This window comes from Mycobacterium numidiamassiliense, from assembly GCF_900157365.1.
In the GTDB taxonomy this organism is placed as follows: Bacteria; Actinomycetota; Actinomycetes; order Mycobacteriales; family Mycobacteriaceae; genus Mycobacterium; species Mycobacterium numidiamassiliense.
In genome coordinates, this window is the sequence record NZ_FUEZ01000003.1 from 265437 (window position 1) to 288901 (window position 23465).

At 64.0% G+C, this 23465-nt stretch carries 26 protein-coding genes; 13 read left to right on the top strand and 13 right to left on the bottom strand.

Annotated elements, in window-relative coordinates:
- Position 1: 1 nt before the first annotated feature.
- Genes MNAB215_RS00990 through MNAB215_RS01000 form a run of 3 tightly spaced genes read left to right on the top strand, consistent with a single transcriptional unit; the run spans position 2 to position 3248 of the window.
- Positions 2–790: an enoyl-CoA hydratase/isomerase family protein gene (locus MNAB215_RS00990; protein WP_077077062.1), complete on the top strand. Its 789-nt coding sequence runs from the start codon at positions 2–4 to the stop codon at positions 788–790.
- The gene (locus MNAB215_RS00995; protein ID WP_077077063.1) at positions 787–1929 is read left to right on the top strand and encodes a CaiB/BaiF CoA transferase family protein; all 1143 of its coding nucleotides are present in this window, start codon (positions 787–789) and stop codon (positions 1927–1929) included. Before MNAB215_RS00990 ends, MNAB215_RS00995 begins: the two co-directional genes overlap by 4 nt.
- Positions 1930–1952: 23 nt before the next feature.
- Positions 1953–3248: an acyl-CoA dehydrogenase family protein gene (locus MNAB215_RS01000; RefSeq protein WP_077077064.1), complete on the top strand. Its 1296-nt coding sequence runs from the start codon at positions 1953–1955 to the stop codon at positions 3246–3248.
- Here the strand turns inward: MNAB215_RS01000 and MNAB215_RS01005 are convergent.
- Together MNAB215_RS01005 and MNAB215_RS01010 are read right to left on the bottom strand one after the other, a co-directional pair.
- Positions 3245–4606, bottom strand: a complete 1362-nt coding sequence (locus tag MNAB215_RS01005) for an FAD-binding oxidoreductase (protein WP_165691509.1) — start codon at positions 4604–4606, stop codon at positions 3245–3247. The genes MNAB215_RS01000 and MNAB215_RS01005 overlap by 4 nt on opposite strands.
- A gap of 2 nt (positions 4607–4608) precedes the next feature.
- Complete coding sequence (locus MNAB215_RS01010) at positions 4609–5025, bottom strand: nitroreductase family deazaflavin-dependent oxidoreductase (RefSeq protein WP_077077065.1); 417 nt, start codon at positions 5023–5025, stop codon at positions 4609–4611.
- A gap of 103 nt (positions 5026–5128) precedes the next feature.
- Between MNAB215_RS01010 and MNAB215_RS01015 the strand changes: the two genes are divergently transcribed.
- The gene (locus MNAB215_RS01015) at positions 5129–5734 is read left to right on the top strand and encodes a TetR/AcrR family transcriptional regulator (RefSeq protein WP_165691510.1); all 606 of its coding nucleotides are present in this window, start codon (positions 5129–5131) and stop codon (positions 5732–5734) included.
- A 168-nt stretch (positions 5735–5902) separates the two neighbouring features.
- Here the strand turns inward: MNAB215_RS01015 and MNAB215_RS01020 are convergent, their stop codons facing one another.
- Both MNAB215_RS01020 and MNAB215_RS01025 read right to left on the bottom strand, forming a co-directional pair.
- Entirely contained in the window at positions 5903–6862 is a 960-nt protein-coding gene (locus tag MNAB215_RS01020; protein WP_077077067.1) for a phosphotransferase family protein, read from the bottom strand.
- Positions 6863–7663, bottom strand: a complete 801-nt coding sequence (locus MNAB215_RS01025; protein ID WP_077077068.1) for an SDR family NAD(P)-dependent oxidoreductase — start codon at positions 7661–7663, stop codon at positions 6863–6865.
- 190 nt (positions 7664–7853) lie between these two features.
- Between MNAB215_RS01025 and MNAB215_RS01030 the strand changes: the two genes are divergently transcribed.
- Positions 7854–8486, top strand: a complete 633-nt coding sequence (locus MNAB215_RS01030) for an HD domain-containing protein (protein WP_077078315.1) — start codon at positions 7854–7856, stop codon at positions 8484–8486.
- Positions 8487–8491: 5 nt separating this feature from the next.
- Here the strand turns inward: MNAB215_RS01030 and MNAB215_RS01035 are convergent, their stop codons facing one another.
- Positions 8492–8920, bottom strand: a complete 429-nt coding sequence (locus MNAB215_RS01035; RefSeq protein ID WP_077077069.1) for a DoxX family protein — start codon at positions 8918–8920, stop codon at positions 8492–8494.
- A 34-nt stretch (positions 8921–8954) separates the two neighbouring features.
- Between MNAB215_RS01035 and MNAB215_RS01040 the strand changes: the two genes are divergently transcribed.
- Positions 8955–9278 carry a DMT family transporter gene (locus MNAB215_RS01040; protein ID WP_077077070.1) on the top strand — a complete coding sequence of 108 codons (324 nt, stop codon included), beginning with the start codon at positions 8955–8957 and terminating at the stop codon, positions 9276–9278.
- 16 nt (positions 9279–9294) lie between these two features.
- Here the strand turns inward: MNAB215_RS01040 and MNAB215_RS01045 are convergent, their stop codons facing one another.
- Positions 9295–9942 carry a S1 family peptidase gene (locus tag MNAB215_RS01045; RefSeq protein WP_077077071.1) on the bottom strand — a complete coding sequence of 216 codons (648 nt, stop codon included), beginning with the start codon at positions 9940–9942 and terminating at the stop codon, positions 9295–9297.
- Between the two features lie 432 nt (positions 9943–10374).
- Here MNAB215_RS01045 and MNAB215_RS01050 point away from each other — a divergent pair, with 432 nt between their 5' ends.
- Positions 10375–11106, top strand: coding sequence for a cysteine peptidase family C39 domain-containing protein (locus MNAB215_RS01050; RefSeq protein ID WP_077077072.1), 732 nt, complete (start codon positions 10375–10377; stop codon positions 11104–11106).
- Between the two features lie 24 nt (positions 11107–11130).
- Here the strand turns inward: MNAB215_RS01050 and MNAB215_RS01055 are convergent, their stop codons facing one another.
- Positions 11131–12042 (bottom strand): NmrA family NAD(P)-binding protein, encoded by a 912-nt coding sequence (locus MNAB215_RS01055; RefSeq protein WP_077077073.1) that lies wholly within the window; start codon positions 12040–12042, stop codon positions 11131–11133.
- Positions 12043–12126: 84 nt separating this feature from the next.
- Here MNAB215_RS01055 and MNAB215_RS01060 point away from each other — a divergent pair, with 84 nt between their 5' ends.
- Both MNAB215_RS01060 and MNAB215_RS01065 read left to right on the top strand, forming a co-directional pair.
- Positions 12127–12627 (top strand): winged helix-turn-helix transcriptional regulator, encoded by a 501-nt coding sequence (locus MNAB215_RS01060; RefSeq protein ID WP_245830092.1) that lies wholly within the window; start codon positions 12127–12129, stop codon positions 12625–12627.
- Between the two features lie 260 nt (positions 12628–12887).
- The gene (locus tag MNAB215_RS01065) at positions 12888–15323 is read left to right on the top strand and encodes a glycogen/starch/alpha-glucan phosphorylase (RefSeq protein ID WP_077078317.1); all 2436 of its coding nucleotides are present in this window, start codon (positions 12888–12890) and stop codon (positions 15321–15323) included.
- A gap of 40 nt (positions 15324–15363) precedes the next feature.
- Here MNAB215_RS01065 and MNAB215_RS01070 read toward each other — a convergent pair whose 3' ends face one another.
- Both MNAB215_RS01070 and MNAB215_RS01075 read right to left on the bottom strand, forming a co-directional pair.
- Positions 15364–15570: a long chain fatty acid-CoA synthetase Faa4p gene (locus tag MNAB215_RS01070; RefSeq protein ID WP_077077074.1), complete on the bottom strand. Its 207-nt coding sequence runs from the start codon at positions 15568–15570 to the stop codon at positions 15364–15366.
- Positions 15571–15713: 143 nt separating this feature from the next.
- Positions 15714–16520 (bottom strand): SDR family oxidoreductase, encoded by an 807-nt coding sequence (locus MNAB215_RS01075; protein ID WP_077077075.1) that lies wholly within the window; start codon positions 16518–16520, stop codon positions 15714–15716.
- 73 nt (positions 16521–16593) lie between these two features.
- Between MNAB215_RS01075 and MNAB215_RS01080 the strand changes: the two genes are divergently transcribed.
- Positions 16594–17199: a hypothetical protein gene (locus MNAB215_RS01080; protein WP_131829068.1), complete on the top strand. Its 606-nt coding sequence runs from the start codon at positions 16594–16596 to the stop codon at positions 17197–17199.
- A 10-nt stretch (positions 17200–17209) separates the two neighbouring features.
- Here MNAB215_RS01080 and MNAB215_RS01085 read toward each other — a convergent pair whose 3' ends face one another.
- From MNAB215_RS01085 to MNAB215_RS01095, 3 genes are all read right to left on the bottom strand, one after another.
- Entirely contained in the window at positions 17210–17563 is a 354-nt protein-coding gene (locus tag MNAB215_RS01085) for a VOC family protein (RefSeq protein ID WP_077077077.1), read from the bottom strand.
- 23 nt (positions 17564–17586) lie between these two features.
- Positions 17587–18348, bottom strand: a complete 762-nt coding sequence (locus MNAB215_RS01090) for an SDR family NAD(P)-dependent oxidoreductase (RefSeq protein WP_077077078.1) — start codon at positions 18346–18348, stop codon at positions 17587–17589.
- A 541-nt stretch (positions 18349–18889) separates the two neighbouring features.
- Positions 18890–19264 carry a limonene-1,2-epoxide hydrolase family protein gene (locus MNAB215_RS01095; protein ID WP_077078318.1) on the bottom strand — a complete coding sequence of 125 codons (375 nt, stop codon included), beginning with the start codon at positions 19262–19264 and terminating at the stop codon, positions 18890–18892.
- Between the two features lie 158 nt (positions 19265–19422).
- Here MNAB215_RS01095 and MNAB215_RS01100 point away from each other — a divergent pair, with 158 nt between their 5' ends.
- From MNAB215_RS01100 to MNAB215_RS01110, 3 genes are all read left to right on the top strand, one after another.
- Positions 19423–19848 carry a hypothetical protein gene (locus MNAB215_RS01100; RefSeq protein ID WP_077078319.1) on the top strand — a complete coding sequence of 142 codons (426 nt, stop codon included), beginning with the start codon at positions 19423–19425 and terminating at the stop codon, positions 19846–19848.
- A 206-nt stretch (positions 19849–20054) separates the two neighbouring features.
- Positions 20055–20498, top strand: a complete 444-nt coding sequence (locus MNAB215_RS01105; protein ID WP_077077079.1) for an MmpS family transport accessory protein — start codon at positions 20055–20057, stop codon at positions 20496–20498.
- Entirely contained in the window at positions 20495–23329 is a 2835-nt protein-coding gene (locus MNAB215_RS01110) for an MMPL/RND family transporter (protein ID WP_077077080.1), read from the top strand. Before MNAB215_RS01105 ends, MNAB215_RS01110 begins: the two co-directional genes overlap by 4 nt.
- Here the strand turns inward: MNAB215_RS01110 and MNAB215_RS29995 are convergent.
- Positions 23326–23451 carry an alpha/beta fold hydrolase gene (locus tag MNAB215_RS29995; protein ID WP_217348894.1) on the bottom strand — a complete coding sequence of 42 codons (126 nt, stop codon included), beginning with the start codon at positions 23449–23451 and terminating at the stop codon, positions 23326–23328. The genes MNAB215_RS01110 and MNAB215_RS29995 overlap by 4 nt on opposite strands.
- Positions 23452–23465 lie beyond the last annotated feature (14 nt).

Below are 23465 nucleotides of genomic sequence, written 5' to 3' on the forward strand. Positions count from 1 at the left end.
CATGGCGGGGACGCTGGAAGTAGACCGGCCGCGCGACGGCATCGCCGTTGTGCGCCTCAACCGCCCGGAACGGCTGAACGCCATCAACGAGGCCATGCAGACCGAATTGCGCGAGACTCTGGCCGATTTGAGCGTGGACCGTGGCGTGCACGCCATCGTGCTCACCGGCGCCGGGCGCGGCTTCTGTGCCGGTATCGACATGCGCGACTTCGGTCCCGGAATGCTGGACGCCAGTGCGCCCGCGCTGGACCGGATGCGGTTTCAGGAGAAGATGGCCGCCTTGACCGAGGCCGTCCGCGCGCTGCCGCAGCCGGTCATCGCCGCCGTCAATGGTCCGTGCGTCGGTGCGGGATTCGCCTTGTGCCTGGCCAGCGACATCCGGATTTGTTCAACGGCAGCATCATTCGGCAACGCCGCCATCCTGCTCGGGCTGTCGGGCGCGGAGATGGGCATGAGCTATCACCTGCCGCGCATCGTCGGGACCAGTGTCGCTGCCGACTGGATGCTCAGCGGCCGCACGGTGTCTGCCGCCGAGGCCGATCGGCGCGGCCTGGTCAGCGAGGTCGTCGAACCGGAGGCGTTGACTGACCGCGCGGTGGAGTTGGCGTCGCTGATCGCCGACCTGTCCCCGCTGGGCGTGCAGTTGACCAAGCGTGCGCTACAGGTCAACACCGATGCGGCGAGCCTGTCGTCGGCGCTGGAGCTGGAGAACCGCAACCAGGTGATCTCGCACGCCAGTGACGAAGCGGCGACACGCCGCCAAAAGTGGTCTCCGGGACAGACCCAGTGAGCGGTCCGTTACACGGCGTACGCATCGTCATGATGGGCGGGCTGGGGCCCGCACCGTTTTGCGGAATGTTGTTGGGAGACTTAGGCGCAGACGTCGTCCGCGTCGACGCCGTGACGGGAGTCGACGGACCGCTGCCCATTGACTACTCGGTTCGCCGCAGCCAGCGTTCCCTTGCCGCCGACGTGAAGGATTCCCGCGGCAGGGACCTGGTGCTGCGGTTGGCCGACGGAGCCGACGCCTTCGTCGACGTCTACCGGCCCGGCGTCGCCGAACGGCTGGGCATCGGCCCCGACGCGCTGCGGCAGCGCAATCCCCGTCTGGTCTACGCCCGCATGACCGGCTATGGGCAGGACGGCCCGATGGCCGGACACGCCGGCCACGACATCAACTACATCGCGATCGCCGGTGCCCTGCACGGCATCGGGACGGCCGAATCACCAATACCGCCACTGAATCTGGTCGGCGACTATGGCGGCGGCGGAATGCTGTTGGCCGTCGGGCTGCTCAGCGCGATCCTCGAGGCTCGCGCGTCGGGTGAAGGGCAGGTGCTCGACGTCGCGATGGTCGACGGCGTGGCAACCTTGTTGGCGCCGTACTTCGGGATGGTGCCCGAGGGTACGTGGCGCGACCGCCGCCACGACAACCTGCTCGACGGCGCCGCGCACTTCTACGGCGTGTACGCGACCGCCGACGGCGGCCACATCGCCGTCGGCGCGATGGAGCCCAAGTTCTACGCGGAGCTCTGTGCGCGCCTCGGTGTCAACGTGCCTCACGACGACGACGAGCCGGCCGCATGGGCCGACCACCGCGCCACGCTGGCCGCACGCTTCGGCGAGAAGTCTCGCGGCGAGTGGGAGCAGATTTTGGATTCCCCGGGATGCTGTGCGACGCCGGTGCTTTCACTCGCCGAGGCGCCGCGGCATCCCCACCTGGTAGCCAGGGAGACCTTTCTCGAGCTTGACGGCATCACCCAACCGGCTCCGGCACCGCGCTTTTCGCGGACCGTGCCTGCTGCGCCGTCATCGCCGTCGTTGCCCGGTGACCATACCCGGGCGCTGCTGGCCGAACTCGGGTTGGACGTTGACACCATCGCCCAACTCGCCGACGCCGGTGTAGTGGCGCAAAGCAGCTCACAGTGATCGCGACAGAGAGGCGACGATAGATGTCATGGGATTTCTCCACCGACCCGCAATGGGCGCAGCAGCTCGAATGGGTCGAAGAGTTCGTGCGCAGCGAATGCGAGCCGATCGATCTGATTATCAACGAATCCCATGATCTGGGCGATCCGGTCCGCCAAGCTCTGATCCCCCCGCTGCAGGAGATCGTCAAGCAGCGCGGACTCTGGGCCACCCACCTGGGACCACACCTGGGCGGACCCGGCTATGGCCAGATGAAACTCGCGCTGCTCAACGAGATTCTGGGCCGTTCGGAGTGCGCGCCAATCGTCTTCGGCTCGCAGGCACCCGACTCCGGCAACAGCGAAATCCTCGCGCACTACGGCACGCCCGAGCTCAAGACCCGCTACCTCGAGCCACTGCTGGACAACCGCATCATCTCCTGCTTCTCCATGACCGAACCGCAGGGCGGCGCCGACCCGAAAGTCTTTCGCACCACTGCGGTTCCCGACGGTGACCACTGGATCATCAACGGCGAGAAGTGGTTTTCCTCGTTCGCGTCGATGGCGTCGTTCATCATCGTGATGGCGATGACCGATCCCGACGCGCCGCCTTATCAGCGCTATTCGATGTTCGTCGTTCCCGGCGACACCCCCGGCATCAACGTGCTACGCGACGTGGGGCTGGGGTATCAACCGTTGGGCGGCGGGCGTGAGGGCTATGTCCGTTACGAGAACGTGCGTGTGCCAGCCGATCACATGCTCGGCCCGCGCGGTGGCGCATTCGTCGTCGCTCAAACCCGGCTGGGTGGCGGGCGCATTCACCACGCCATGCGCACCGTCGGGCTGGTCCGCCGCATCTTCGACATGATTTGTGAGCGGGCGGTGTCGCGCTACACCCAGGGCGAGGTGCTGGCCAACAAGCAACTCGTCCAGGAGATGGTCGCCGACTCGTGGATGGAGATCGAGGCGTTTCGACTGCTGACCCTCCAAACCGCTTGGAAGATCGATCAATTCAACGATTACCAGGCGGTGCGCGCCGATATCTCGGCGGTCAAGGCGATGATGCAGAAGGTGCTGCACGACGTGTCGTCGCGGGCGCTGCAGCTACACGGATCGCTGGGCACCACGCATGAGATGCCGTTCGTGCAGTACCTGGTGGAGTCGTTCGTGCTCGGCCTGGCCGACGGCCCGACGGAAGTGCACAAGGTGACGCTGGCCCGGCAGCTGCTCAAGGACCGCGCCCCGTCGCCCGATCTTTTTCCGTCCGAACACCTGCTGCGGTTGCGCGCGGCCGCGGAGGCGAAGTTCGCCGACAAGCTGGCGGGCATCCCGCGCGGCTAGAAGACCGGGTGACGCTGAAATTTGAAGACGCGCTCCGGATCCAGCGCGGCCCTGACCGCCCGTAGTCGCGCCTGCTCGGACGATTCCCACGCGTCGCCGGCGTCGGGTTGCCCTTCCCGGAATGATGTTGCGGCACGGCCGATGTCGGCGACTCGGCCCGCGTCTTCGACATCACCCAAGACGGTGTCGATCCGGCGTCTCGCGTCGTCGTCCGGGGCCGCACCGACCGCGTGCAGCAGGAATGGCGCGGGCACCGTGGTCAGCGCGCCGGCGGGGCCGTAATCCGCACAATCGGTGTGGCGCAACTCAACCATGCTCAAGCCGCCGGGCTGGCCGACCCGTGCGGCGTCGAACATCGACCCCACGAAATCGGTCGCCTCGCCTCCCAACCAGCGACCGGTGCCCCGCGCGGGTACGGCGGCGGGCGGATCGAGATGGATCGCCGACAACGACTGCAGATCCCCCGGCCCGGTGGTGTCGACGACCGGTATTGCCGCGTCGCGCACCGCGTTTCGCACGACGTCGAGGTGCGCCGCCCCGTCCGGCGACGCGTAGGAAAGGTGGACGACGGTGGCGCCGAGCAATTCGGCGGGGAAGGGTCCTTTGGCGGGCAGCTGCAACAGCGAGAGCGAACTGGTCACCGATTCGCTCACCACTTCCAGAGCCGATACCCACCCCGCGATGACCGCAGCCTGCGCGCTTTGCGGCCACAGCAGGGAGCCGGTCCATAACTCGGGGACGCGGAACAGCTCGATCTCGATCGACGTGGCGATACCGACGGGCGCACCCCCGCGGAACGCCAAAAGAGCCTCACGATCGAGCGGATCGGTGGCATCGTCGCAGGCCCGGCGCAGCTGGCCGGCGCCGTCGATGTAATCCACCGCGCGCAGTGTTCCCGACGCCAGCCCGTGCTTGCGGACGAACCAGCCCACACCGCCGCCGAAGGTGTATCCGGCGACGCCGACTGTCGGCGACGTCCCACTCAGGCCGAGCAGGCCGTGGATGTGCGCCGCCTCCTGGACGGCCGGCCACATCGCACCCGCACCGACCTGGGCGGTCCGCCGGCTTACGTTGACGGAAACGTCGGTGAGCGCCGAGGTGTCCAGCAGCACCTGGTCGTCGGTTACCGGCCTGCCCGCGCCGTGGCCGGTGGCTTGGACGACGACGGGCGCGCCGCATTGCCACGCGATCTGGACCACGTGCGCAACCTGTTCGGCCGATGCCGGTCGCACGACGGCGCACGGCCGCTGGGGATAGCTCGAGTTGTCTGGGCTTGTCGCACGGGCGTATTCGTCGTCGCCGGGTTCATGTACAACTGCGCTCAACTCTGCCCGCAGGCCCGCAACGACGTCGTCCACGACTATGCCTGCGTGGGAATCAGTGCGAGAACGGGGATCCGGCGAGTGGTCTTGCGCTCGTATTCGGCAAAGCCCGGATAGCGTTCGGCCTGGATCGCGTACTTGGCGTCGCGTTCGGCGCCGTGCAGCTCGACGGCATCGACTGCGATGTCGTCATCACCCACTTCGATGCGGGCATCGGGATGCGCCACCAGATTGTGGTACCAGGCCGGGTTGCGGTCGGCGCCCGCGGCCGACGCGAATACCAGGTACCGGTCGCCGTCGGGCAGATACATCATCGGATTGACGCGTTCCTCGCCGCTGCGCGCTCCCTTACTGTGCAGCAACAGGACCGGAGCGCCCTCGAACTGTCCGCCCAGCCGGCCGTGGTTGGCACGGAATTCTTCGATATTGCGACGGTTGAATTCGTCGTCACTCACGATGCCTCCTGGAGCCCTCGATTGCTTTCCCGCTATAGCGGAAGTAATCTTCCGCTTATGGTCAGCATTCCCCCACTGCCGCGTCGCGTCAAGTCGGATGCGCGTGGGGACCGCTGACGCCGTGCCCGCGGCTGTCCCCCGAACCCGATCCCGCGCGGTGCGCCGGGATGCGATCGAAAATCGCGAGAAAATCCTGCGCACCGCGGCAGAACTGATAGCGCACCGGGGACACAACGTTCCGCTGACCGAGATCGCGGAAGCCGCCGGCGTCGGGGTGGGCACCTTCTACCGCGGATTCCCCGACCGCGCGGCACTGCTCGAGGAGTTGCAACGCCGCGGCTATGACCTGCTGCTGGCGGCCCTGGCCCGAATCAAGTCGGACGGGCTGACCGGCGCGGACGCCGTCGAGGCATACCTGGAGGAATGCCTGGAGCTGGCGGATCAGCTGGTGGCCTTGCCGTTGCGCGGAGCCGAGCCGCTTTCCGATGATGCTGCGCTCGATGCCAAACGCGGTATCCTGGAAGCAATTACGGACTTTCTGACCGAAGGCCAGCAGCACGGGTCGGTGCACGCCGATGTCACCGCACTTGATGTGGCGGTCTGCGGAACGCTGATCGCCACGCCGTTGCCGCATGACGGCGACTGGCCGGCCACCGCGCGACGTCATCTCAAGACGTTCGTCCGCGGGGTCCGGGCAATTGTGATCTGACTGACCAACATTCGCCAGACTTGCCATACAGGCCGCTGCCTCCAGACATACTCTCGATGCGCACCTCTGAATGACAACTCGGGCGGTAGATCACGTTGTCGCTCGGAGGCGGGCACAGCGTGTGCCCGCCGGCACAGCGGCCCGCGCGGCAGATGTGACCTATGCGCCCTAGCCCACCATCGAGCGGGCCCGCTCCAGCAGCCGCGGCAGGGTGGGCACCATGGCCTCCAATTCTGCTTGTGGAGAACGCCTTCGGCGGTTGTGCTTGACGATCAGCGACCATGTCGCGGCCGACTTGAAGCACGCTAATGCGGCGAACCAGGCTAAGTCGGCAACCTCGAAACCCAGCTCCTGCTGGTATATCTTGGCGAGCTCGGCAACCGGCGGCGCCATGCCGTCCGACTCGGGGATGCGCCGATAGGTGTCGGGATCGGAATTGATCAGGAACCAGCCCGCATCGATACGGGGATCACCGATTGACCAGATCTCCCAATCGATGACCGCGTTGACGCGGGCGCCGACGGCCAGCAGGTTGCCCAGGCGGAAATCGCCGTGCACCACGCTGGGCCCCATGGCAGTTGGTGCCGAACGCAGTAACGCATCCCGCACCTCGGGCCAGGCCGGCACCAACGCAGGGTCGACGGTTCGCAAGGTTTCACACCAGCGTTGGACTTCGGCAATTGAATCGATGATCGGCTCGTCTCCCAGGCCGAGGTCGACGGGCGACAGCTTGTGCAGGGCCGCCATGGCCCGAGACGCGTTGCGGTACCGTTCGACGACGTCGGGAGTCGGCACGCAGCCGTCGAAAAGCGGCTCTACGCATTCGCCGTCGAGGTGCGACATCACGAACAACGGCGGGACGTCAGGAGGGTCACCGCAGTCCTCCCACACCACCGTCGGGACCGGAACCGGTGTTGCGGCAAGCGCTTTGAGGATGCGAGCCTGACGCAGCACGTCGCGATGCGCGACCGGCTCGACGCCGGGCGGCGCCACCTTGATCACGACGGAGTCACCGCCTCGCGAGCCGCGAAACGTCAGGCTGGACGCACCCCCGGCGAGCGTGGCGACGTCGACAACGTCGGCGCCGGCCAGTCGCCGGCGTAGTTCGTCGATGGCCAGCTCCGTCATTCAGCCGACCGGTTTCGACCAGCCGACCTCGGCGAGGAACGGCTGGGTATGCGCGATGCGTCCGGTGAGGGTCTTCGGGTCCCCGGTACACAGCCGGAACGCGGTTTCGGTAATCAGTTCGATGTCCTCGGTGTCGGTCTTCGCGAGGTCGAGGGTGCCCGCTCCTGGGGTGGCCACCGGATTGGAGGGAGCGGCGGCGTTGACGGCGATCCCGTCGTCGTACAGTTCGGCGGCAAGGCTTTTCGTCAGCCTATTGAGCGCGGCCTTCGCCGTTCCGTAGATGCCGAAGCCCGCGGTCCGGTCGAATTCGGAGAACGGCGGCCCGGGCGGCAAGTCGCCGCCCACCGAGGTCAGGTTGAGGATCCAGCCTCGTCCACGCTCCCGCATCGCCGGAATCGCCAGCTGGCTCAGATGCAATGGTCCAAGGACGTGCATCTCTAGCATCAGCCGGGCCCGCCGGTCCGGAAACCCGTCGAGGGGCCGCAAGAAGGTGACCGCTGCGTTGTTCACCAAGATGTCCGGCGCCCCGACGGACGCGACGATCTCGGCGAACAGCCTCTCGCGTTCCTCGGCCTGGGACAGATCTGCCTGAATCGCCACCGCTTTACCGCCAGCGGCGACGATATCGTCGCGGGTCTGGTTCAGCGAGCCTTGGTATTTGGGATCGGGGTCCATCGTGCGGGCGGTCAGCGCCACGGTAGCGCCGTGCGCTGCCAATCGGGCGGCGATCGCCTTGCCCAGTCCCCGGCTACTTCCGGTGACCAGCGCCACCATCCCGTCACACCGTCCGTCAGCGCTCATCGTCGACCTCCTCCGACCGTCCGCCAGGCGGAAACGTCCTCTCCAAACTAGAGAATGTCATTATCATCAATCGGCCCGAAGCAGCGGTCACCGCCCCCCGCGCCCCGCGGACGACCATGGCCTGAATTGTGGGAATTGCGGCATTTTGGCCGCTCCCAGATATGGCGTAACCGCCCTTAGCGTGAGTGCCATGACGCTCGTTCCAGATCTCATCGAGACCTCCGTCGCGCAGGCCGCGATCCGGCTAGCGCAAACCACCGAGTCGCCATCGGTCTTCAATCACAGCGTGCGCAGCTATTTCTTCGCCGAGCTGCTGGCCGCGCGCGACGGCATCCGCCCCGGCTCCGACTACGACAGCGAGGCGTTGTTCCTCGGATGCGTCCTACACGACCTGGGCGTCGGCACCGCGGCGTCCGGTAAGTCGCGGTTTGAGGTCGAAGGTGCCGATCTCGCGGCCGCACTGCTGACCGAACACGGCTGTGTCCGCGACGTGGTGGACGGGGTTTGGGAGGCCATCGCCCTGCACACGTCCGGCGGCATTGCCGAGCGGCGTGGAGCGCTGTGCCATCTCGTTCGCAGCGGTGTGAGTGCCGATTTCGGCCGCGACGCCGACTTCATCGAGGAGCGGGTTGCGACCGCGATTCACTCCCGCTACCCCCGACTGTCGATGGCCACCACATTGGTGGAAGCGATCGTCACGCACGCCCAGCGCAGCCCCGACGCGGCACCGCCGTACTCGATGCCGCGCGAGTTGCTGCGCGAACGGCGGACCGGTGGTCCCACCCTTTTAGAACTATTGGCCTCGCACAGGTGGGGTGATTGATCCGGTCAGCGTCGGATGGACCGCCGCAGGGCGTCGAGCGAATAGCTGCCCCCGCCCGCGAAAATCAACAAGAAGAACGCGAAGCAGAACAGAATCGCCAAACTTCCGCCATTCCCGTTCGGTGGGTCGCCGATCGGCCACAGCGAACGCGGCTGGTGTATCCAGAAATAGGCGACCGCCATTTCGCCGGACGCGATGAATGCGGCTGGCCGAGTGAACAATCCGAGGGCGATCAGCAGCCCCGCGACGAATTCGATCAGGCCGGCATACCAGGCCGGCCATGCGCCGGGTTCGACGGGGTGCGCGGGATGGACGGGCCATCCGAATAGGATCATCGCGCCCCATCCGGCGAACACGAAGCCGTAGACCGACCGGAACAAGCTCAGCACGGCCGGCTGGTAGCCGGACAAGCGATGATTAAGGTTCTGCGTCACATCACAACGTTACGGCCGCTACCAAGGAGGCGTCTTGGCGTACTTGCTCCTGCTCGGCGCGATTTTCACGGAGGTGATCGCGACCAGCCTGCTCAAGAGCACCGAAGGGTTCAGCCGACCGTGGCCGACGGTCATCTGCCTGGTCAACTACGGCGTTTCTTTTGCGCTCTTGGCCTGGTCGATCTCGCGCGGTATGCAGACCGACGTTGCGTACGCATTGTGGTCGGCGATCGGCACGGCCGCCATCGTGCTCATCGCCGTACTGTTTCTCGGCTCGCCCCTAACGGTCTCGAAGGTGGCGGGTGTCGCGCTGATCATCATCGGTGTAGTGACGTTGAATCTCTCCGGCGCGCACTAGGTTCCATCGGCGTACTTCAGGGGAGAATTCGCAAGCCCCACCTGCCGAGCAACGGCTGCACGAGGGTGAAGTACGTCGTATGGTCGTCACCCTCCGGTGAAGACATCAAGATGCCGACGGCACTCACGGTGCCGTCGTCGTTCTTCACGAAACCGGGACTCCCACTGTCGCCATGCAGGCTGTACACGCTGGCTTCGACCACACCGCCCTCAATGGCTTTGATGGACCCACAGGTCTCACCGCTGACCGCACCGAGCTTGCAGAAGGGCATGCCTACCCGAATCTGGGACAGGCTCAACACATCCCGGACCGGGTACTTGCCGCCGACGTCTCCGACCGGTACACCGACGCTCGGGTCAAGGCGGATGATTGCGGCGTCCTTGTTATCGCCATCGTTCTCGCTGGCGGTGATTTTTCCGAGCGGGACGTCCTGCTCGTACGTCCATACTGAACCGTCGTGCGCGTCGCAGTGTCCACTGGTCAAGAGGTAGTAGCTGTCGTCGTTGCCTTGCGTCGCGAAACCTGCTGTGCACCTGCCGCTTTCATCATCGACCTCGATGCCCGGCATCGGGGGCGCGGCGGCCAGCGCCGTGCCCGCGAACGCCATCGCGGCCATCACCATGGCACCGGCCAGCCCGAGTCCACGGAACCAACGTATGGTCACACCGCTCTCCTCATTCGTGCCATTCCTGTTCTCCCAACCGTGCCCCTGTGTGAATTGACGGCACCAATGGCACGAGCAGAGCAGCGCCCCAGTACAATCCGCGAAATCATAGGCAGCATAATGCCTTTCACGAGCTGCGCGGGACCCGCGCCAAGCGACGGCTAGGAATGCCCATTATCTCTGGCACCTGTCGTCGGTTGTCAAGAATCACCACCGGCCCATTTTGGCCAGCAGCACCACTGGCGGCATAGGGCCAAACGGCCTAATGCTGGGGCCGGCGGCGTAGGTAAGCCACCTACTACCGATGCAATTGACGGCCACAATCCACTGCGAGACGTCAAAGAGTCGGAGAGAATCTTCCAAGAATTCGCAGAGGCAGCCAGGAGAGTCTTTTCTCAGTAGTCACTCGCAGGCTCTTGAAAAGGACATCACATGATCGGCATCCGTATCGCGGCGCTGGCCCGGACCGCAGGGATCATGGTGCTGGCCGGCGCGGCTGCGCTGGGATTCGGGATTGGTCCAGCCCAGGCCGCCCCCGGTGCGCCCGACCCGCCCATCAGTGAGGGCGCCCTCTACGGCGACCCGAAAGCGGCGGCGGAGTACTGGCGTTACCAGTCATACGACGACGACTGCGTGGAAATGTCGGTCGCCGACGTCGTCGGAGAAATCACCGGTGACCAACCCTCCGAACACGCGATCGTCAAATTGGCCCAAACGACTCCCAGCGCTGTTCACTCGGGACCGATCTATGCCAAGCCGGGAAAGCGCCATCACGGCGAAGGCACCTCATTCGACGACGAGGTGACCTTGCTCAAGCACTACAAGATCGACTCCGTGAGCACCGATAAAGACAGCGTCGATACGACCGGCGAGCCCACCGGCATCAAGGCACTCGAACAGGACCTGGCCAAAGGCCGCAAGGTGATCGCCGCCGTCAACGCCGAACTCATCTGGGGCGATCCCGTCGAGGACAAAGATTCCGACGGCAACGCCGAGTCCAACCACGCCGTCGTGGTGACGGGTGTCGACACCAGGAAGGGCGTCGTGCACCTCAACGACCCCGGCAGCGAAGACGGCAAAAACGAGCAGGTAGCAATCGACACCTTCATGAAATCCTGGAACACCAGCGACGACCAGATGACGGTCACCAAGCCTGCGGCGTGACGGTTACCCGCACTTCGGCGCCCTTTAGCGCCCTACGTCGAATGCCGAACTGTTCGCCGTGATGAATTCCTCGACGGTGGTCGGCTTCTTACCACCGACCCGTTCGACGACGTCATTCATGCCGGCGAAGACTCCGTTGCGATAGTCGACGGCCACGTGGCTCAAGTGCTGCGCCCGGAACGGCGAAACGCCCTGAGCCTGTATGCCTTCCACCCAGGACGGAATATCGACCGGCTCGTATCGGACCGGCCGGCCCAGCGCCCGAGAGATTTCTTCGGCGATCTCGTAGTGGTTCATCTCGACGGCACCGAACAACGGATAGATCTGTCCGGCGTGCTCCTCGGGATGCTCCAGGATGGCGGCGATGACGCGACCCTGGTCTTCCGCCGTGATCGGGGCGTGGCGCCCATCGCCGAACGGCAACCGCAGCACCCCCTCGCTGCGGATCCCGGCCCCGAAGATGGTGAACCATTCGGCGAAAAACGTTGGCCGCAGGTGTATTGCGTTAACCGGCGACCAATCCAGTACGCGTTCACCGAGCCAGTGGATCCGGGCGGCGTCGCTTGCCGCGCCCCGCCGCGCCGAGATCTGCGACATGTTGACCACCCATGCAACACCGGTCTCGGTCGCGGCCTGGGCGAAAGTGGTTGTCGCCTCCAGCAATCCAGGCTCAATGGGGTACACGAAGTATGCCGCGCGCACATCTGTGGCGGCCTCGCGTACATCATCGATGTCATTGAGGTCGCCGACGACAACCTCAGCGCCGCGGTCGCGCAGCGCAGCGGCTCGATCGTCGAAGCGGTGCACCAATGCCCGCACGCGGTGTCCCCGCTCGAGCAGCAGCCGGGCCGCATGCCCACCCGTTTTGCCTGCGGCTCCGGTGATCAGTAGCGCCGAGGATTCGGCGGGCGAATTCGACTGCGGCTCAGTGGTCATACTTACACCTTCACATCTGACTAAATAAAAGTCAAGCCAGATAGCTGGCTGGCTTGCAGTCAAGCCAGGGCGTATGCTGCACGTATGGACGCCTCATCTGACGTGATGACGCTCGCCGGTAGGCTCGCCGACAGGGACAGCCTGGATATCAGCGACTTCTGCCCCATCGAGCACGCCCTCACGCTCATCGGGACGCACTCGGCTCTGGTCCTGCTGCGCGAGGCATTCTGGGGTGCGCGTCGATTCGAAGATCTCGCGCGCCGCGCCGGCGTCACCGAGCAGATTGCCGCCAAACGCCTCAAGCAATTCGTCGACGCCGGGATCATGACCAAGCAGCCATACCGGCCGCCCGGGCAACGCACCCGCTATGAGTACGTGCTCACCGAACGCGGGCGGGCGCTCTTCCCCGTTCTGGTGAGCCTGATCGAGTTCGGGCGGGAAATGCAGGGAACTTCCAAACGGCTAGAACTCGTCCACGGTGATGGGTGCGGGGCGCCGGTCGTGTCCCATGTGCAGTGCGCCGAGGGGCACGTCGTCCCGTTGACCGAGACGCACGCACGCATCGCCGCGAAGAGGAAGCGCTGAGCCCCGACCACCTCGGCGGCAACGCCATTTCGTCGCGAGTGCGTGGGCCTGCGTTCACCTAACGGACGTCGATTGCGCGCCTGGTGTGCAGGCATCGCTGCCAGACTGGCGACCTGCGCGCCGCCGGCATATCGGTGCGATACTGCCATCAACTCTAGGGAGTAGGACTCACGATGACCGATGTCGAACACAAGACCTCCGACGGAACGTCCCCCACTAGTCCCCGACCGGCCGACCTGGCCGAGCACTCTCGCACTGGGATGGGTGCCCCCGCGCTGCAGCGCGCGATCACCGATCACCTGCGCTACTCGGTCGGCCGCCCGGCTGCGGCCCTGCGGCCCGAGCACTACTACCGCGCCCTGGCGCTGGCCGTGCGCGACCGCATGCAGGACCGCCGGGTTGCGTCGACACAGACGTCGCTGGACCTCGGCCGCAAGGTGACCTGCTACCTGTCGGCCGAATTCCTGATGGGTCCACAGCTGGGCAACAACCTGCTGAACCTGGGCCTGGAGGGCGCGGCGAAGTCCGCCTTGGCCGCGATGGGCCAGAGCCTTGATGAGGTGCTTGCTTGCGAACCGGAACCCGGACTGGGCAACGGCGGCCTCGGCAGGCTCGCCGCGTGCTACCTGGACTCGCTTGCCACCCTCGAGCGTCCGGCGATCGGCTACGGCATCCGGTACGAATTCGGCATCTTCAACCAGCAGATCCAGGACGGCTGGCAGATCGAGAAGACCGACAACTGGCTGGTCAACGGAAACCCTTGGGAGATAGCCAAACCCGACGTCAACTACCTGGTGAAGTGGGGCGGCTATGCCGAGCACTACACCGACGAGACAGGCAACGACCGGGTCAGGTGGGTGGCCGGGCGACTGCTGAAGGGCGTCGCCTACGACACCCCCATCCAGGGTTACGGCGTCAACACCTGCAACGTGCTGACGTTGTGGAGCGCGCGAGCTGTCGAATCGTTCGCGCTGGAAGCCTTCAACACCGGCGACTACTACAAGGCCGTCGAGGACGAGGTGACCTCGGAAACCGTCACCAAGGTCCTCTACCCCAATGACGAGCCGGAGGCCGGCAAGCGGCTGCGCCTGCTGCAGCAGTACTTCTTTGTGTCCTGCTCACTGCAGCACATCCTGCACATCATGGACGACCTCGCCGATGCCGGCGTCGGCGAGCTCGCCGAGCGATTTGCGGTGCAGCTCAACGACACCCACCCCTCGATTGCGGTGGCCGAGCTGATGCGATTGCTGGTCGACGAGCGGGACCTGGACTGGGAAGATGCCTGGGAGATTACCGTCGCGACGTTCGGCTACACCAACCACACACTGTTGCCGGAGGCGCTGGAGACCTGGCCGCTGGAGATGTTCGGCGAGTCATTGCCCCGCCACCTCGAGATCATCTACGAGATCAACCGCCGCTTCCTCGACGAGGTGCGTGCGAAGTTCCCCGGCGACGAGGCCCGCATCCGCCGGATGTCGTTGATCGGCGAGGACGGCGGCAAGAAGGTCCGCATGGCGCACCTGGCGACCGTCGGCAGCCACGCCGTGAACGGCGTCGCCGCGCTGCACTCGGATCTGCTGAAAGCCAGTGTGCTCAAAGACTTCTACGAGATGTGGCCGGAGCGGTTCAGTAACAAGACGAACGGAGTCACCCCGCGCCGCTTCCTGGCGCTGGCCAACCCCGGGCTCCGTGAGCTGCTGGACCGCACGATCGGCGAGGGCTGGCTGACCGACATGGGGCGCCTGCGCGGGCTGGAGCCGTTCGTCGAGGACGGCGCCTTCCGTCAGCAATGGCGCGACGTGAAGCGCAACAACAAGGCGCGTCTCGCCCGGTACATCAAGCAGGAGACGGGCATCGATCTAAACCCGAACTGGCTGTTCGACGTTCAGGTCAAGCGGATCCACGAGTACAAGCGCCAGCACCTCAACGTGCTGCACATCGTCGCGCTCTACCACCGGCTGAAGCAGAACCCGGGGCTGTCGATTCCGCCGCGGGCCTTCATCTTTGGCGGTAAGGCCGCCCCCGGGTACTTCATGGCCAAGCGGATCATCAAGTTGATCAACGCCGTCGGCGAGACGGTCAACGCTGACCCAGAAGTCAACAAATCCCTGAAAGTGGCGTTCGTACCGAACTTCAGCGTCAAGAACGCGCACATGATCTACCCGGCCGCCAACCTGTCCGAGCAGATCTCCACCGCGGGCAAGGAAGCATCGGGCACCGGAAACATGAAGTTCATGATCAACGGCGCCTTGACGATCGGCACGCTGGACGGGGCGAATGTCGAGATGCGCGAAGAGGTTGGGGACGAGAACTTCTTCGTGTTCGGCCTCACCGAGTCCGAGGTCGAGGCGGTCAAGGCCAAGGGATACCGCCCCGCCGACTACATCGACGGCAACGACGAGCTGCGCGCGGTCCTGGATCTGATTGCCGACGGCACGTTCTCGCACGGCGACACCGAGGTGTTCAAGCCGCTGGTCGACAACCTGCGCTACGACGACCCCTTCCTGGTGTGCGCCGACTACACCTCGTATGTCGAGTGCCAGGACCGGGTGAGCGCCGCGTGGCTGGACGGCGAATCGTGGACCAAGATGTCGATCCTGAACACCGCGCGCAGCGGCAAGTTCTCCTCGGATCGCGCCATCGCGGAGTACTGCGACGACATCTGGAACGTCTGGCCGCTGACGGTGAAGGTCTGAGCCCTTCGGCTAAGGAGACCCCGGTAGCGTCGCAGTGGTGCTAGGGGGTTTCTTTTGCGACGAAGACGCTGATGTAACCCATCGGGATGCCGGTGCGGGTAGCGATGCATTCCCGCGCCACCAACTCGATGGTCGACCGGCGCCCGGCGTGGGCGACCGCGCCGATCTCGGGAATCCGAATGAACCACCCATCGGTCTCGCGCGTGAGTTCGATGTCGAAGCACTGACCGACCCTGGGGAAGGTCATGCGCTGAGCGAAGCGTTGAGTACGGCCGCTGCGGGGCGATTGTGCCCGTCGCAGTGTGGGCTGAATAGGCATCAGTTTTTCCTGAGTCGACGATGAGCCGCGCGCAAGAATAATCCGAATCGGGGCAAAATACCTAATCGGCGTCAGCGATAGCCCGGCAAGTCCGGTATTCCGCTGGCAGTCAACCAACTACCGCCATCGACAACAAGTACAGCCCCCGTCACGTAGGACGCCGCATCGCTGGCCAGGAAGAGCACCGCTTCGGCGACTTCGGTGGTCGAGCCGGGACGGCGCAACGGGTTTCGGATCGTGCGATGCTGGTCATCGCCGGCGATTCGCTTGACACCCTCGGTTCCCGACATCGCGCCTGGCGCAACGACATTCACCCGAACCTCGTTCGGTCCCCACTCGATCGCACAGGCCCGGGTAAACGCATCGATGCCGGCCTTGGCCGAAACCACGTGCGCCTGCAAGGCCATACCGCGATACTGGATCGCCGCGGTGATGTTGACGATTGAGCCACCGTGATCACCCAGCCACAGCTCATACGCCGCCTTCGACACGTTGAACGTCCCAAGAAGGTCGATGTCGACGACGGCTTTGAAACCGTTAGGGCTTAGATCACTGATCGGTACCGGAAAGTTACCGGCGGCGTTGTTGACGACGATGTCGAGTCGCCCGTGGGTCTGCACCACCTGCTCGAGGACTGCCGTCACCTCGTCGTGGCGGCGGACGTCGCAGACGCCGTAGCTGGCCTGGATCCCCTCGTCGCGCAGCTCTGCGACGGCCGCTTGCAGATTGGGCTCCTTTCGGGAGCAGATCGCGACGCGAGCACCATGACTGCCCAGCACTCGAGCGACCTCCAGGCCGAGCCCGGTAGCACCGCCGGTGACCAGAGCCACCTTCCCCTGCAGCAGATCGGCCCGAAACGGGCTTTGCCGGGTGTTCACCGCCTAAACAGAACACGCGGCAATTCATGTTGGCAAGGAGGCTCCCCTGACGCGCGCGACCTACCATCTCGGCATGCCGATTATTGGAAACGCCACTGTCGTCGCCGCGCGAGTAAAGAAATCAGCGTCCAACGCATTGCGGGTCGAGCTCACCGGTCCCGACGGCACCGAATTGGGGCGCGCCCAGCAAAAGAGCGGCGCGGCCGTACTGTTCGGGTTCAAGAACGGCGGCAAGAGCGACTACACCCTGTCCGGCGCAGCGGGTGACGAGCTCCAGATCGCCGTGGCGGGGACGACGACGGTCACCCGGCAGAACTCGCCGATTGGAAAAATCGTGCCGGCCGACGGTGCCGCACGGCTGGAAACCGGCGGCGGCACCATCCTGGCAGCCATCCAGCCGCACACCGGATTCAAGGCAGATAAAGCCTGGCATCATCGGATACTCTCGCCCGCCGGCGACGAGCTCGGCGTGCTCACGCTGATGACGGTTCACACCGGCTGGCACGACATCGACTCCGAGGCCATGCAACTGCTCTTCGACTACAACGTCAATGTCCAGAAAACACCGTCGGCGGGTGCCCAGCTAAAGCTCCGGGCGCCAGTCGCGCCGGAGTTCGGAGACATATTGGCCGCGGCGTGCGTCGACTTCTCGGTGTTGCCCCGCGGATACGTCGCCTAAAGCCGGATGTCTACCGGGACAGCGACTTGTAGAAGACCAGGCCGTTGCCCTTGTTGTCGTACACGACGGCACGGCGTTCGTGGGCGTCGTCGTACGGGCCCTTCACAATGCCTCCACCACTGGCTTCGACAGCCCTGGCCGCGGCGTCGACGTCGGCGGTCTTGATGCCGACCACTACCTGCCCCGGGATCGGATGGTCCACCGCGGTTGCCAACGCGACGGTGATCGGGCCGCCGTCGAGGGCCGCGAAGTGGGCTCCGTCGCGAAACTTCAGTGCCATGCCCAACGTTTCGCTGTAAAAGCGGATCGATTCCTCGAGATCGTCGGTCGACAAAATGATCATCTTTACTTCATGGTCGCTCACTGGGGCCTCCTAGAGTTGCGGCGTCACACTTGATTGAATCCCCCGTCAGGGGTCACGGTCGATCCGGTGATGAAGCTGGACAGACCGCTGGCGAGGAACACGGCGGCGTTGGCGATCTCCACCGGATCGGCGAAACGCCCCAGGGGGATGGTGGCCACGCGGTCGGCGCGGAACTCCTCGATGGAGACGTCCGGATTGGTTTGGGCGGCCAAGGTATTGCTGCCAGGGGTGACGGTGGACCCGGCGACGATCACGTTGACCCGGGTCCTGCGATCGGCCAGTTCGTTGGCCCAGGTGCGCGCCAGCGAACGCACGGCAGCCTTACTGGCGGCATAGATGCTCAGGCCGGTGCGGCCGCGGTCGGCGGTGGTGGACCCAACCAGGATGATCGAGGCTCCGTCGTTGAGCAGCGGCAGCGCCTTTTGCACCGTGTACACCACACCTTTGACGTTGGTGGTCAGCACCGCGTCGAGGTCATCGTCGGTGATCTCGCCCAGTCGCGCGACCCGGGTGAAACCGGCGTTGGCCACCACGATGTCCAGGCCCTTGCCCGCGGCACCGACGTCGGCGTACAGCCGATCCAGATCACGGGGTTCACCGACATCGCCGCGCACCGCGACGGCACGCGAGCCCAGTTTTTCCACGGCGGAGCCGAGTTCGGCCTGTCGCCGGCCGGTGATGAACACTCGCTCGACGCCTTCCTCGATGAATCTCTGGGCGGTGGCCAACCCGATGCCGGAATTGCCGCCGGTGACGACGGCGGTCTTATCGTCGAGCAGTCCCATCCCCGTCTCCTGGTTGCACAAATTCCGTCCGTAATTTTCTGAGACTAGAACGCGGCGGCCCGCGTGCTGCGACCAGTCGGCACGAAGCCCGAAACTTCGCCTCCCTCAGCTATTTTCGCGAACTGGGTCGCTCGCCCCGGCCTCTTCGAGTTGCGGCCGCTCGCGCGGCAACTCACACTCGACCGATGAGCCGCCGATTCCCGGCCGGGATCACGTCAGCGTTCGTCTCGGCTCTCATTCGCCCGATGTTGGCTATCGGGATGATGGCGACTCTCCTCGCTGGCACCGATCGACCCGCTGTGGTGCCGGTGAACTGCGGGATCACGTGGACGCGGGTTGGGGGCGTGACGTGGTTTCAGCCGGACTGCCCTCGGCCGCAGCCCGGAAGGATCTCGTCGAGCAACCCCTCGTCGCAGCCGCAACCACCGGGTGCGTCGCCACCCCGGTGAGATGAAATGGGCCGGGTAGAGCCAAAGCAGCGAAATGTCCAGCCGGCGGAAGGCTGTCACACACTGATTGCGTTCTCGCACAAGGTATTCGGCTAACCGAAGGCCTGCGTCAAAGTGTTCATGTCGAAGTAGTCCCGCCAGGCTTTGATCTTGTCGTCCGCGACCTCGAATACACCGGTGACCGGGAGCTCGACCGTCTTGCCGGTTTTGGTGCGCATGATGTCGGTCCGCTCGTTGAAGACCAGATTTCCATCGCTGACTTGCCGATGCACGACGAAGTCGATTCCGTCGAGGGTCGCGAAGAAACCTTCGATGAACGTGCGGATCGCCTCGCGGCCCTGGACGGGCTCCATCGGAATATTTTGGTAGACAGCATCTTCGGCCAGATACTTCACGATCGTGGCAGCGTCCGGTGTCGACCACAGCGCACAGAATTGCGTGACGAGCTCACCCGGCGAACGTGACATGCCGATCTCCTTCGGTCGGTTATCCACGTCGATCTTCGCATGCAGGCTTGCGCTGCGGCATAGTGCACGGTGCCGTACGTTACGACCTAGCAAGCACCAGGGCCGCGCGGTAGTCTTCGATAGCGACCACGGCTGAGCGAAGGACGGGGCTAGTGACATTGAGTTTGAGCTTATACGCGTTCCTGACAATACTTTTTCTTGCACTGGCCATCATGCTGGCTGTTATTGCCACCTTTTACGTCAGACGGTTGGAGCGCCGGCCGGCGACTCCGATTAGCGATGAAATCGGGAGCGCCAAAACGGTTTTGCGAAAAGCGCGCAAACGCGAACCACTATCGGCTGAAGAGTTGGATTATGCGAAGCAAATTGTTGCCATTCGTAGCTCCGTGCTGACGTTCTCCATTCCCGGCGCTTTGTTCTGCGTGGGATGCTTTTATGTGTTTGGCAGTCTCTACCACTTGCACGGAGCAACGCCGTCAGAGCGGACATTTCTCGGGGTTTTCCCCATGTTGGCCTCCATGAACTTCACGACGCAGATTCTCCGCAGCATCAGGATGAAAAAGCGTCTACAGAAATTGTCCTGAGGTGGCAGTAGGGCATCGGGTGGAGTCACCGGTACTTGGGTGCGCCCGCAAGTCTTCGCGGTCGCGTTCCGGCCGCACTGCCGATAGTGTCATTGCACGCTCATATCCATTATCGATTAGGTACATCAGCGTCTGCTGGCTGTTGTATGCCAAGGAGCGGCGGGGAATGAAATACGAGGTCCGGGCGGATTTCGAAAGGTGATCGAATGAGTCCTCGTTCAGTCGGCAGGACCGTCTTGGCGCGAGTCTGGATGCCTTTGGTTGCCGTCGTTGCGGTCAGCGTGGGGGCGGTGGCCATGTGGAAGGTGCACGAGTTTTCCAATCCCGAGCCTGTCATCACCGTCAATGAGCCGGCGGCACCTCCTGAGTTCAGTATCAAACGGCTCACGTATGAGTTGTTCGGCTCCGCCGGGCAAGGGGGAATGCTCGTCTGGGTGGACGTCGACGGGCATCCGCATCAGGTCAACCTCACGGACTTGCCGTGGTCGCACACGGAGTCGACCACGCTCACCGTGGTGTCCGGCAGCATCTCGGCGCAGGTTCATGGTGGTCAAGTCGGCTGCCGGCTGAAGGTGAACGGCGTCGTCCGCGCCGAACAAACCGATGATCATCAGGACGCACACGTCTTTTGTCTGGTGAAGTCCGCATGAGCGAGCACCAGACGGAGAATCGGGTGAAACGACCCTTCATCCCCAGAATGGTCCGCGCCTTCGCAATACCCATCATCGCGTTCTGGGCACTTCTTGCCGTGTCGACGAACACCTTCATGCCGCAGGTAGAGAGGGTCGCAGAAGAGCTCGCGGGGCCGGTGGTCCCGCACTACGCGCCGTCGCAGCGGGCGTTGCTGGCCATCGGTTCGAAATTCCAGGAGTCTAATTCGACCAGCTTGGCCATGGTTGTGCTGGAAGCCAACAGGCCGCTGGGTGACGAGGACCATAAGTTCTACGACGAGTTGATGCGCCGGCTCTTGCACGACACCAAGCACGTGCAATCCGCCATCGATCTGTGGGGGAAACCGATCACCGCGGCAGGGGCGCAGAGCCTCGACGGCAAGTGCACGTACGTGCTGTTGCGTCTCGCAGGCGATATCGGCCAAATGCAAGCCAACCAGTCCGTTGCTGCCGTTCGGGATATCGTCGCCAAGGACACGCCGCCGCCCGGGCTCAAGGTCTACGTCAGCGGTGCGGCCCCGCTCGCGTCGGACACGGTTGCGATTGCGAATTCAAGCTTGAACGACATCACGATCGTGACGATCTTCCTCATCATCGGGATGTTGCTGCTGGTATACCGATCCATCGTCACCCTGTTTGTGCCCTTGGCCGGAGTTCTGTTCGAGATGCTGGTCGCGAAGGGGGTTATCGCAACCCTCGGGCATCTCGGGTACATCGAGCTCTCGTCATTCGCCGTGAACATCGTCGTCGCGCTGACCCTGGGAGCGGGAACGGATTACGGCATCTTCTTGATGGGTCGCTATCACGAGGCAAGACACGACGGCGAAGGCAGGGAGGAGGCGTTTTACACCGCCTATAAAAGTGTCACGCCGGTCATCCTCGGCTCGGGGCTGACGATCGCGGGAGCGTGTTACTGCTTGACTTTCGCGCGACTCAATTACTTCCACACCATGGGGCCCGCCGTCGCCATCAGCATGCTGTTCACCATCGCGGCGGCGCTGACGCTCGGCCCGGCCTTCTTGACCGTGGGCACGCTTTTCGGGCTTTTCGACCCGAAAAGCAAGGCCAAGGCGCATCTGTATCGGCGGATCGGAACGAGCGTGGTTCGGTGGCCGGTGCCGATCCTCGTGGCCAGTGCCGCCGCCGTCGTGCTCGGGGGGATCTTCGTCCCGACCTACCGGCAGAACTACGACGATCGCGAGTACCAGCCGCGCAGTGGCTTGGCCAACCAGGGTTTCCAGGCGGCGGACCGGCACTTCCCGAAGAGCAAGCTGTTCTCGGAGATGCTGATGATCGAGTCGGATCATGATCTGCGAAACTCCGCTGACTTCATCTCGCTAGACCGGGCCGCCAAGGCCCTCGAGCGCCTTCCCGGCGTCGCGATGGTGCAAAGCATCACCAGGCCCATGGGCCGAGCTCTGGAACATGCCACAATTCCGTACCTATTCACCACGCAGGGCAGCGCTCAAGGTCAACAACTCCCGTTCAACCAGCAGCAAAACGCTAATACCGACCAGCAGGCACAGATCACGATGCACACCGTCGAGGTCTTGCGCAAAGAGATCGGCTTTTTCCAAAAAGTGTCCGACGAGCTGCACAAGACGGTGCTCACGGTGGAGGACCTGGAAAGGGTCAGCAACGCGATCAATGAAGAAATCTCGAACGTCGACGATTTCTTCCGTCCGATCAAGAGCTATTTCTATTGGGAGAAGCACTGTTTCGACATCCCCATCTGCTGGTCTTTCAGATCACTGTTCGACGGACTCGACCAGATCGACCACCTGGCCGAAGACATCAAGTACGCCAGGATCTCCCTCACTGAGGTAGACAAGGCTTTCCCGCAAATCATCGCGCAGCTAAAACTCACGGCCGACGACTCGGAGGCTTTAGCTGGCCTTTTGGTCAGCACCTACGGCCAGTCGTCGCTGCAATCCACCCAGACCGACCAGACATTCTTCGATTCGGTCAATGTGGGGCTCGACTTCGACCAATCCCGCAGCGATGACTTCTTCTATATCCCGCACGAAGGTTTCGACAACGAAGACGTCAAGACGGGAATGAAGCTCCTGATGTCGCCGGACGGCAAGGCTGCCCGGTTCATCGTCACCCACACTGGGGACGCCAATGGCCCGGAAGGCGTGCAGCATGTCGAACAGTTCCCCACAGCCATAACCGCGGCGCTCAAAGAGACCTCGCTGGCCGGCGCGCGAGTTTATATCGGCGGTTCGGGATCAACCAATAAGGACATCAAGGAATACGCGATGTCCGATCTGCTTATCGTGGCGATCGCCGCCTTCGTGCTGATCTTCTTGATCATGTTGTTCCTCACGAGAAGCCTGATGGCCGCCTTGGTCATCCCCCTCACGGTGGCCTTCTCCTACGCCGGAGCGTTCGGGCTCTCCATACTCGTCTGGCAACACCTGATCGGCCTGCCCCTGTACTGGTTGATATTGCCGCTCACGTTCATCATCCTGGTGGCGGTGGGTTCGGACTACAACCTACTGTTGATTCTCCGTGTCAAAGAGGAGCTTCACGCCGGAATTCACACCGGTCTGATCCGCGCGCTGGGCAGTACGGGCGGTGTTGTGACGTCCGCGGGTCTGGTGTTCGCCTTCACCATGCTGGCGATGCTCACCAGCGATCTGCGCACCATCGGCCAGGTGGGTTCGACTGTGTGCATCGGCTTGCTCCTCGACACGCTGATCGTGCGTTCTTTCGTTGTGCCGTGCATCATCCGCATCCTGGGGCCGTGGTTCTGGTGGCCGACCCTGGTGCGGCCCCGCCCGCTGCCGCAGCGACAGGGCGTCTAACGCAAAAACTCGAGAACCGCTGAGTTGAACGCGGCCGGCGATTCCAGATGCGGGACATGGCTGGTGTTGGGCACACCCACGAAACGGGCTTTGGGCATCGCGGCCGCGAAACCCTTGGCCATTTCCGCGATATTCC

Coding starts and splice junctions, on each gene's coding strand:
- MNAB215_RS00990 (WP_077077062.1), top strand. CDS start 2: ATGGCGGGGACGCTGGAAGTAGACCGGCCGCGCGACGGCATCGCCGTT.
- MNAB215_RS01030 (WP_077078315.1), top strand. CDS start 7,854: ATGACGCTCGTTCCAGATCTCATCGAGACCTCCGTCGCGCAGGCCGCG.
- MNAB215_RS01050 (WP_077077072.1), top strand. CDS start 10,375: ATGATCGGCATCCGTATCGCGGCGCTGGCCCGGACCGCAGGGATCATG.
- MNAB215_RS01065 (WP_077078317.1), top strand. CDS start 12,888: ATGGGTGCCCCCGCGCTGCAGCGCGCGATCACCGATCACCTGCGCTAC.
- MNAB215_RS01020 (WP_077077067.1), bottom strand. CDS start 6,862: ATGACGGAGCTGGCCATCGACGAACTACGCCGGCGACTGGCCGGCGCC.
- MNAB215_RS01110 (WP_077077080.1), top strand. CDS start 20,495: ATGAGCGAGCACCAGACGGAGAATCGGGTGAAACGACCCTTCATCCCC.
- MNAB215_RS01080 (WP_131829068.1), top strand. CDS start 16,594: ATGCCGATTATTGGAAACGCCACTGTCGTCGCCGCGCGAGTAAAGAAA.
- MNAB215_RS01025 (WP_077077068.1), bottom strand. CDS start 7,663: ATGAGCGCTGACGGACGGTGTGACGGGATGGTGGCGCTGGTCACCGGA.
- MNAB215_RS01095 (WP_077078318.1), bottom strand. CDS start 19,264: ATGTCACGTTCGCCGGGTGAGCTCGTCACGCAATTCTGTGCGCTGTGG.
- MNAB215_RS01105 (WP_077077079.1), top strand. CDS start 20,055: ATGAGTCCTCGTTCAGTCGGCAGGACCGTCTTGGCGCGAGTCTGGATG.
- MNAB215_RS01070 (WP_077077074.1), bottom strand. CDS start 15,570: ATGACCTTCCCCAGGGTCGGTCAGTGCTTCGACATCGAACTCACGCGC.
- MNAB215_RS01000 (WP_077077064.1), top strand. CDS start 1,953: ATGTCATGGGATTTCTCCACCGACCCGCAATGGGCGCAGCAGCTCGAA.
- MNAB215_RS29995 (WP_217348894.1), bottom strand. CDS start 23,451: ATGGCCAAGGGTTTCGCGGCCGCGATGCCCAAAGCCCGTTTCGTGGGT.
- MNAB215_RS01055 (WP_077077073.1), bottom strand. CDS start 12,042: ATGACCACTGAGCCGCAGTCGAATTCGCCCGCCGAATCCTCGGCGCTA.
- MNAB215_RS01060 (WP_245830092.1), top strand. CDS start 12,127: ATGGACGCCTCATCTGACGTGATGACGCTCGCCGGTAGGCTCGCCGAC.
- MNAB215_RS01090 (WP_077077078.1), bottom strand. CDS start 18,348: ATGGGACTGCTCGACGATAAGACCGCCGTCGTCACCGGCGGCAATTCC.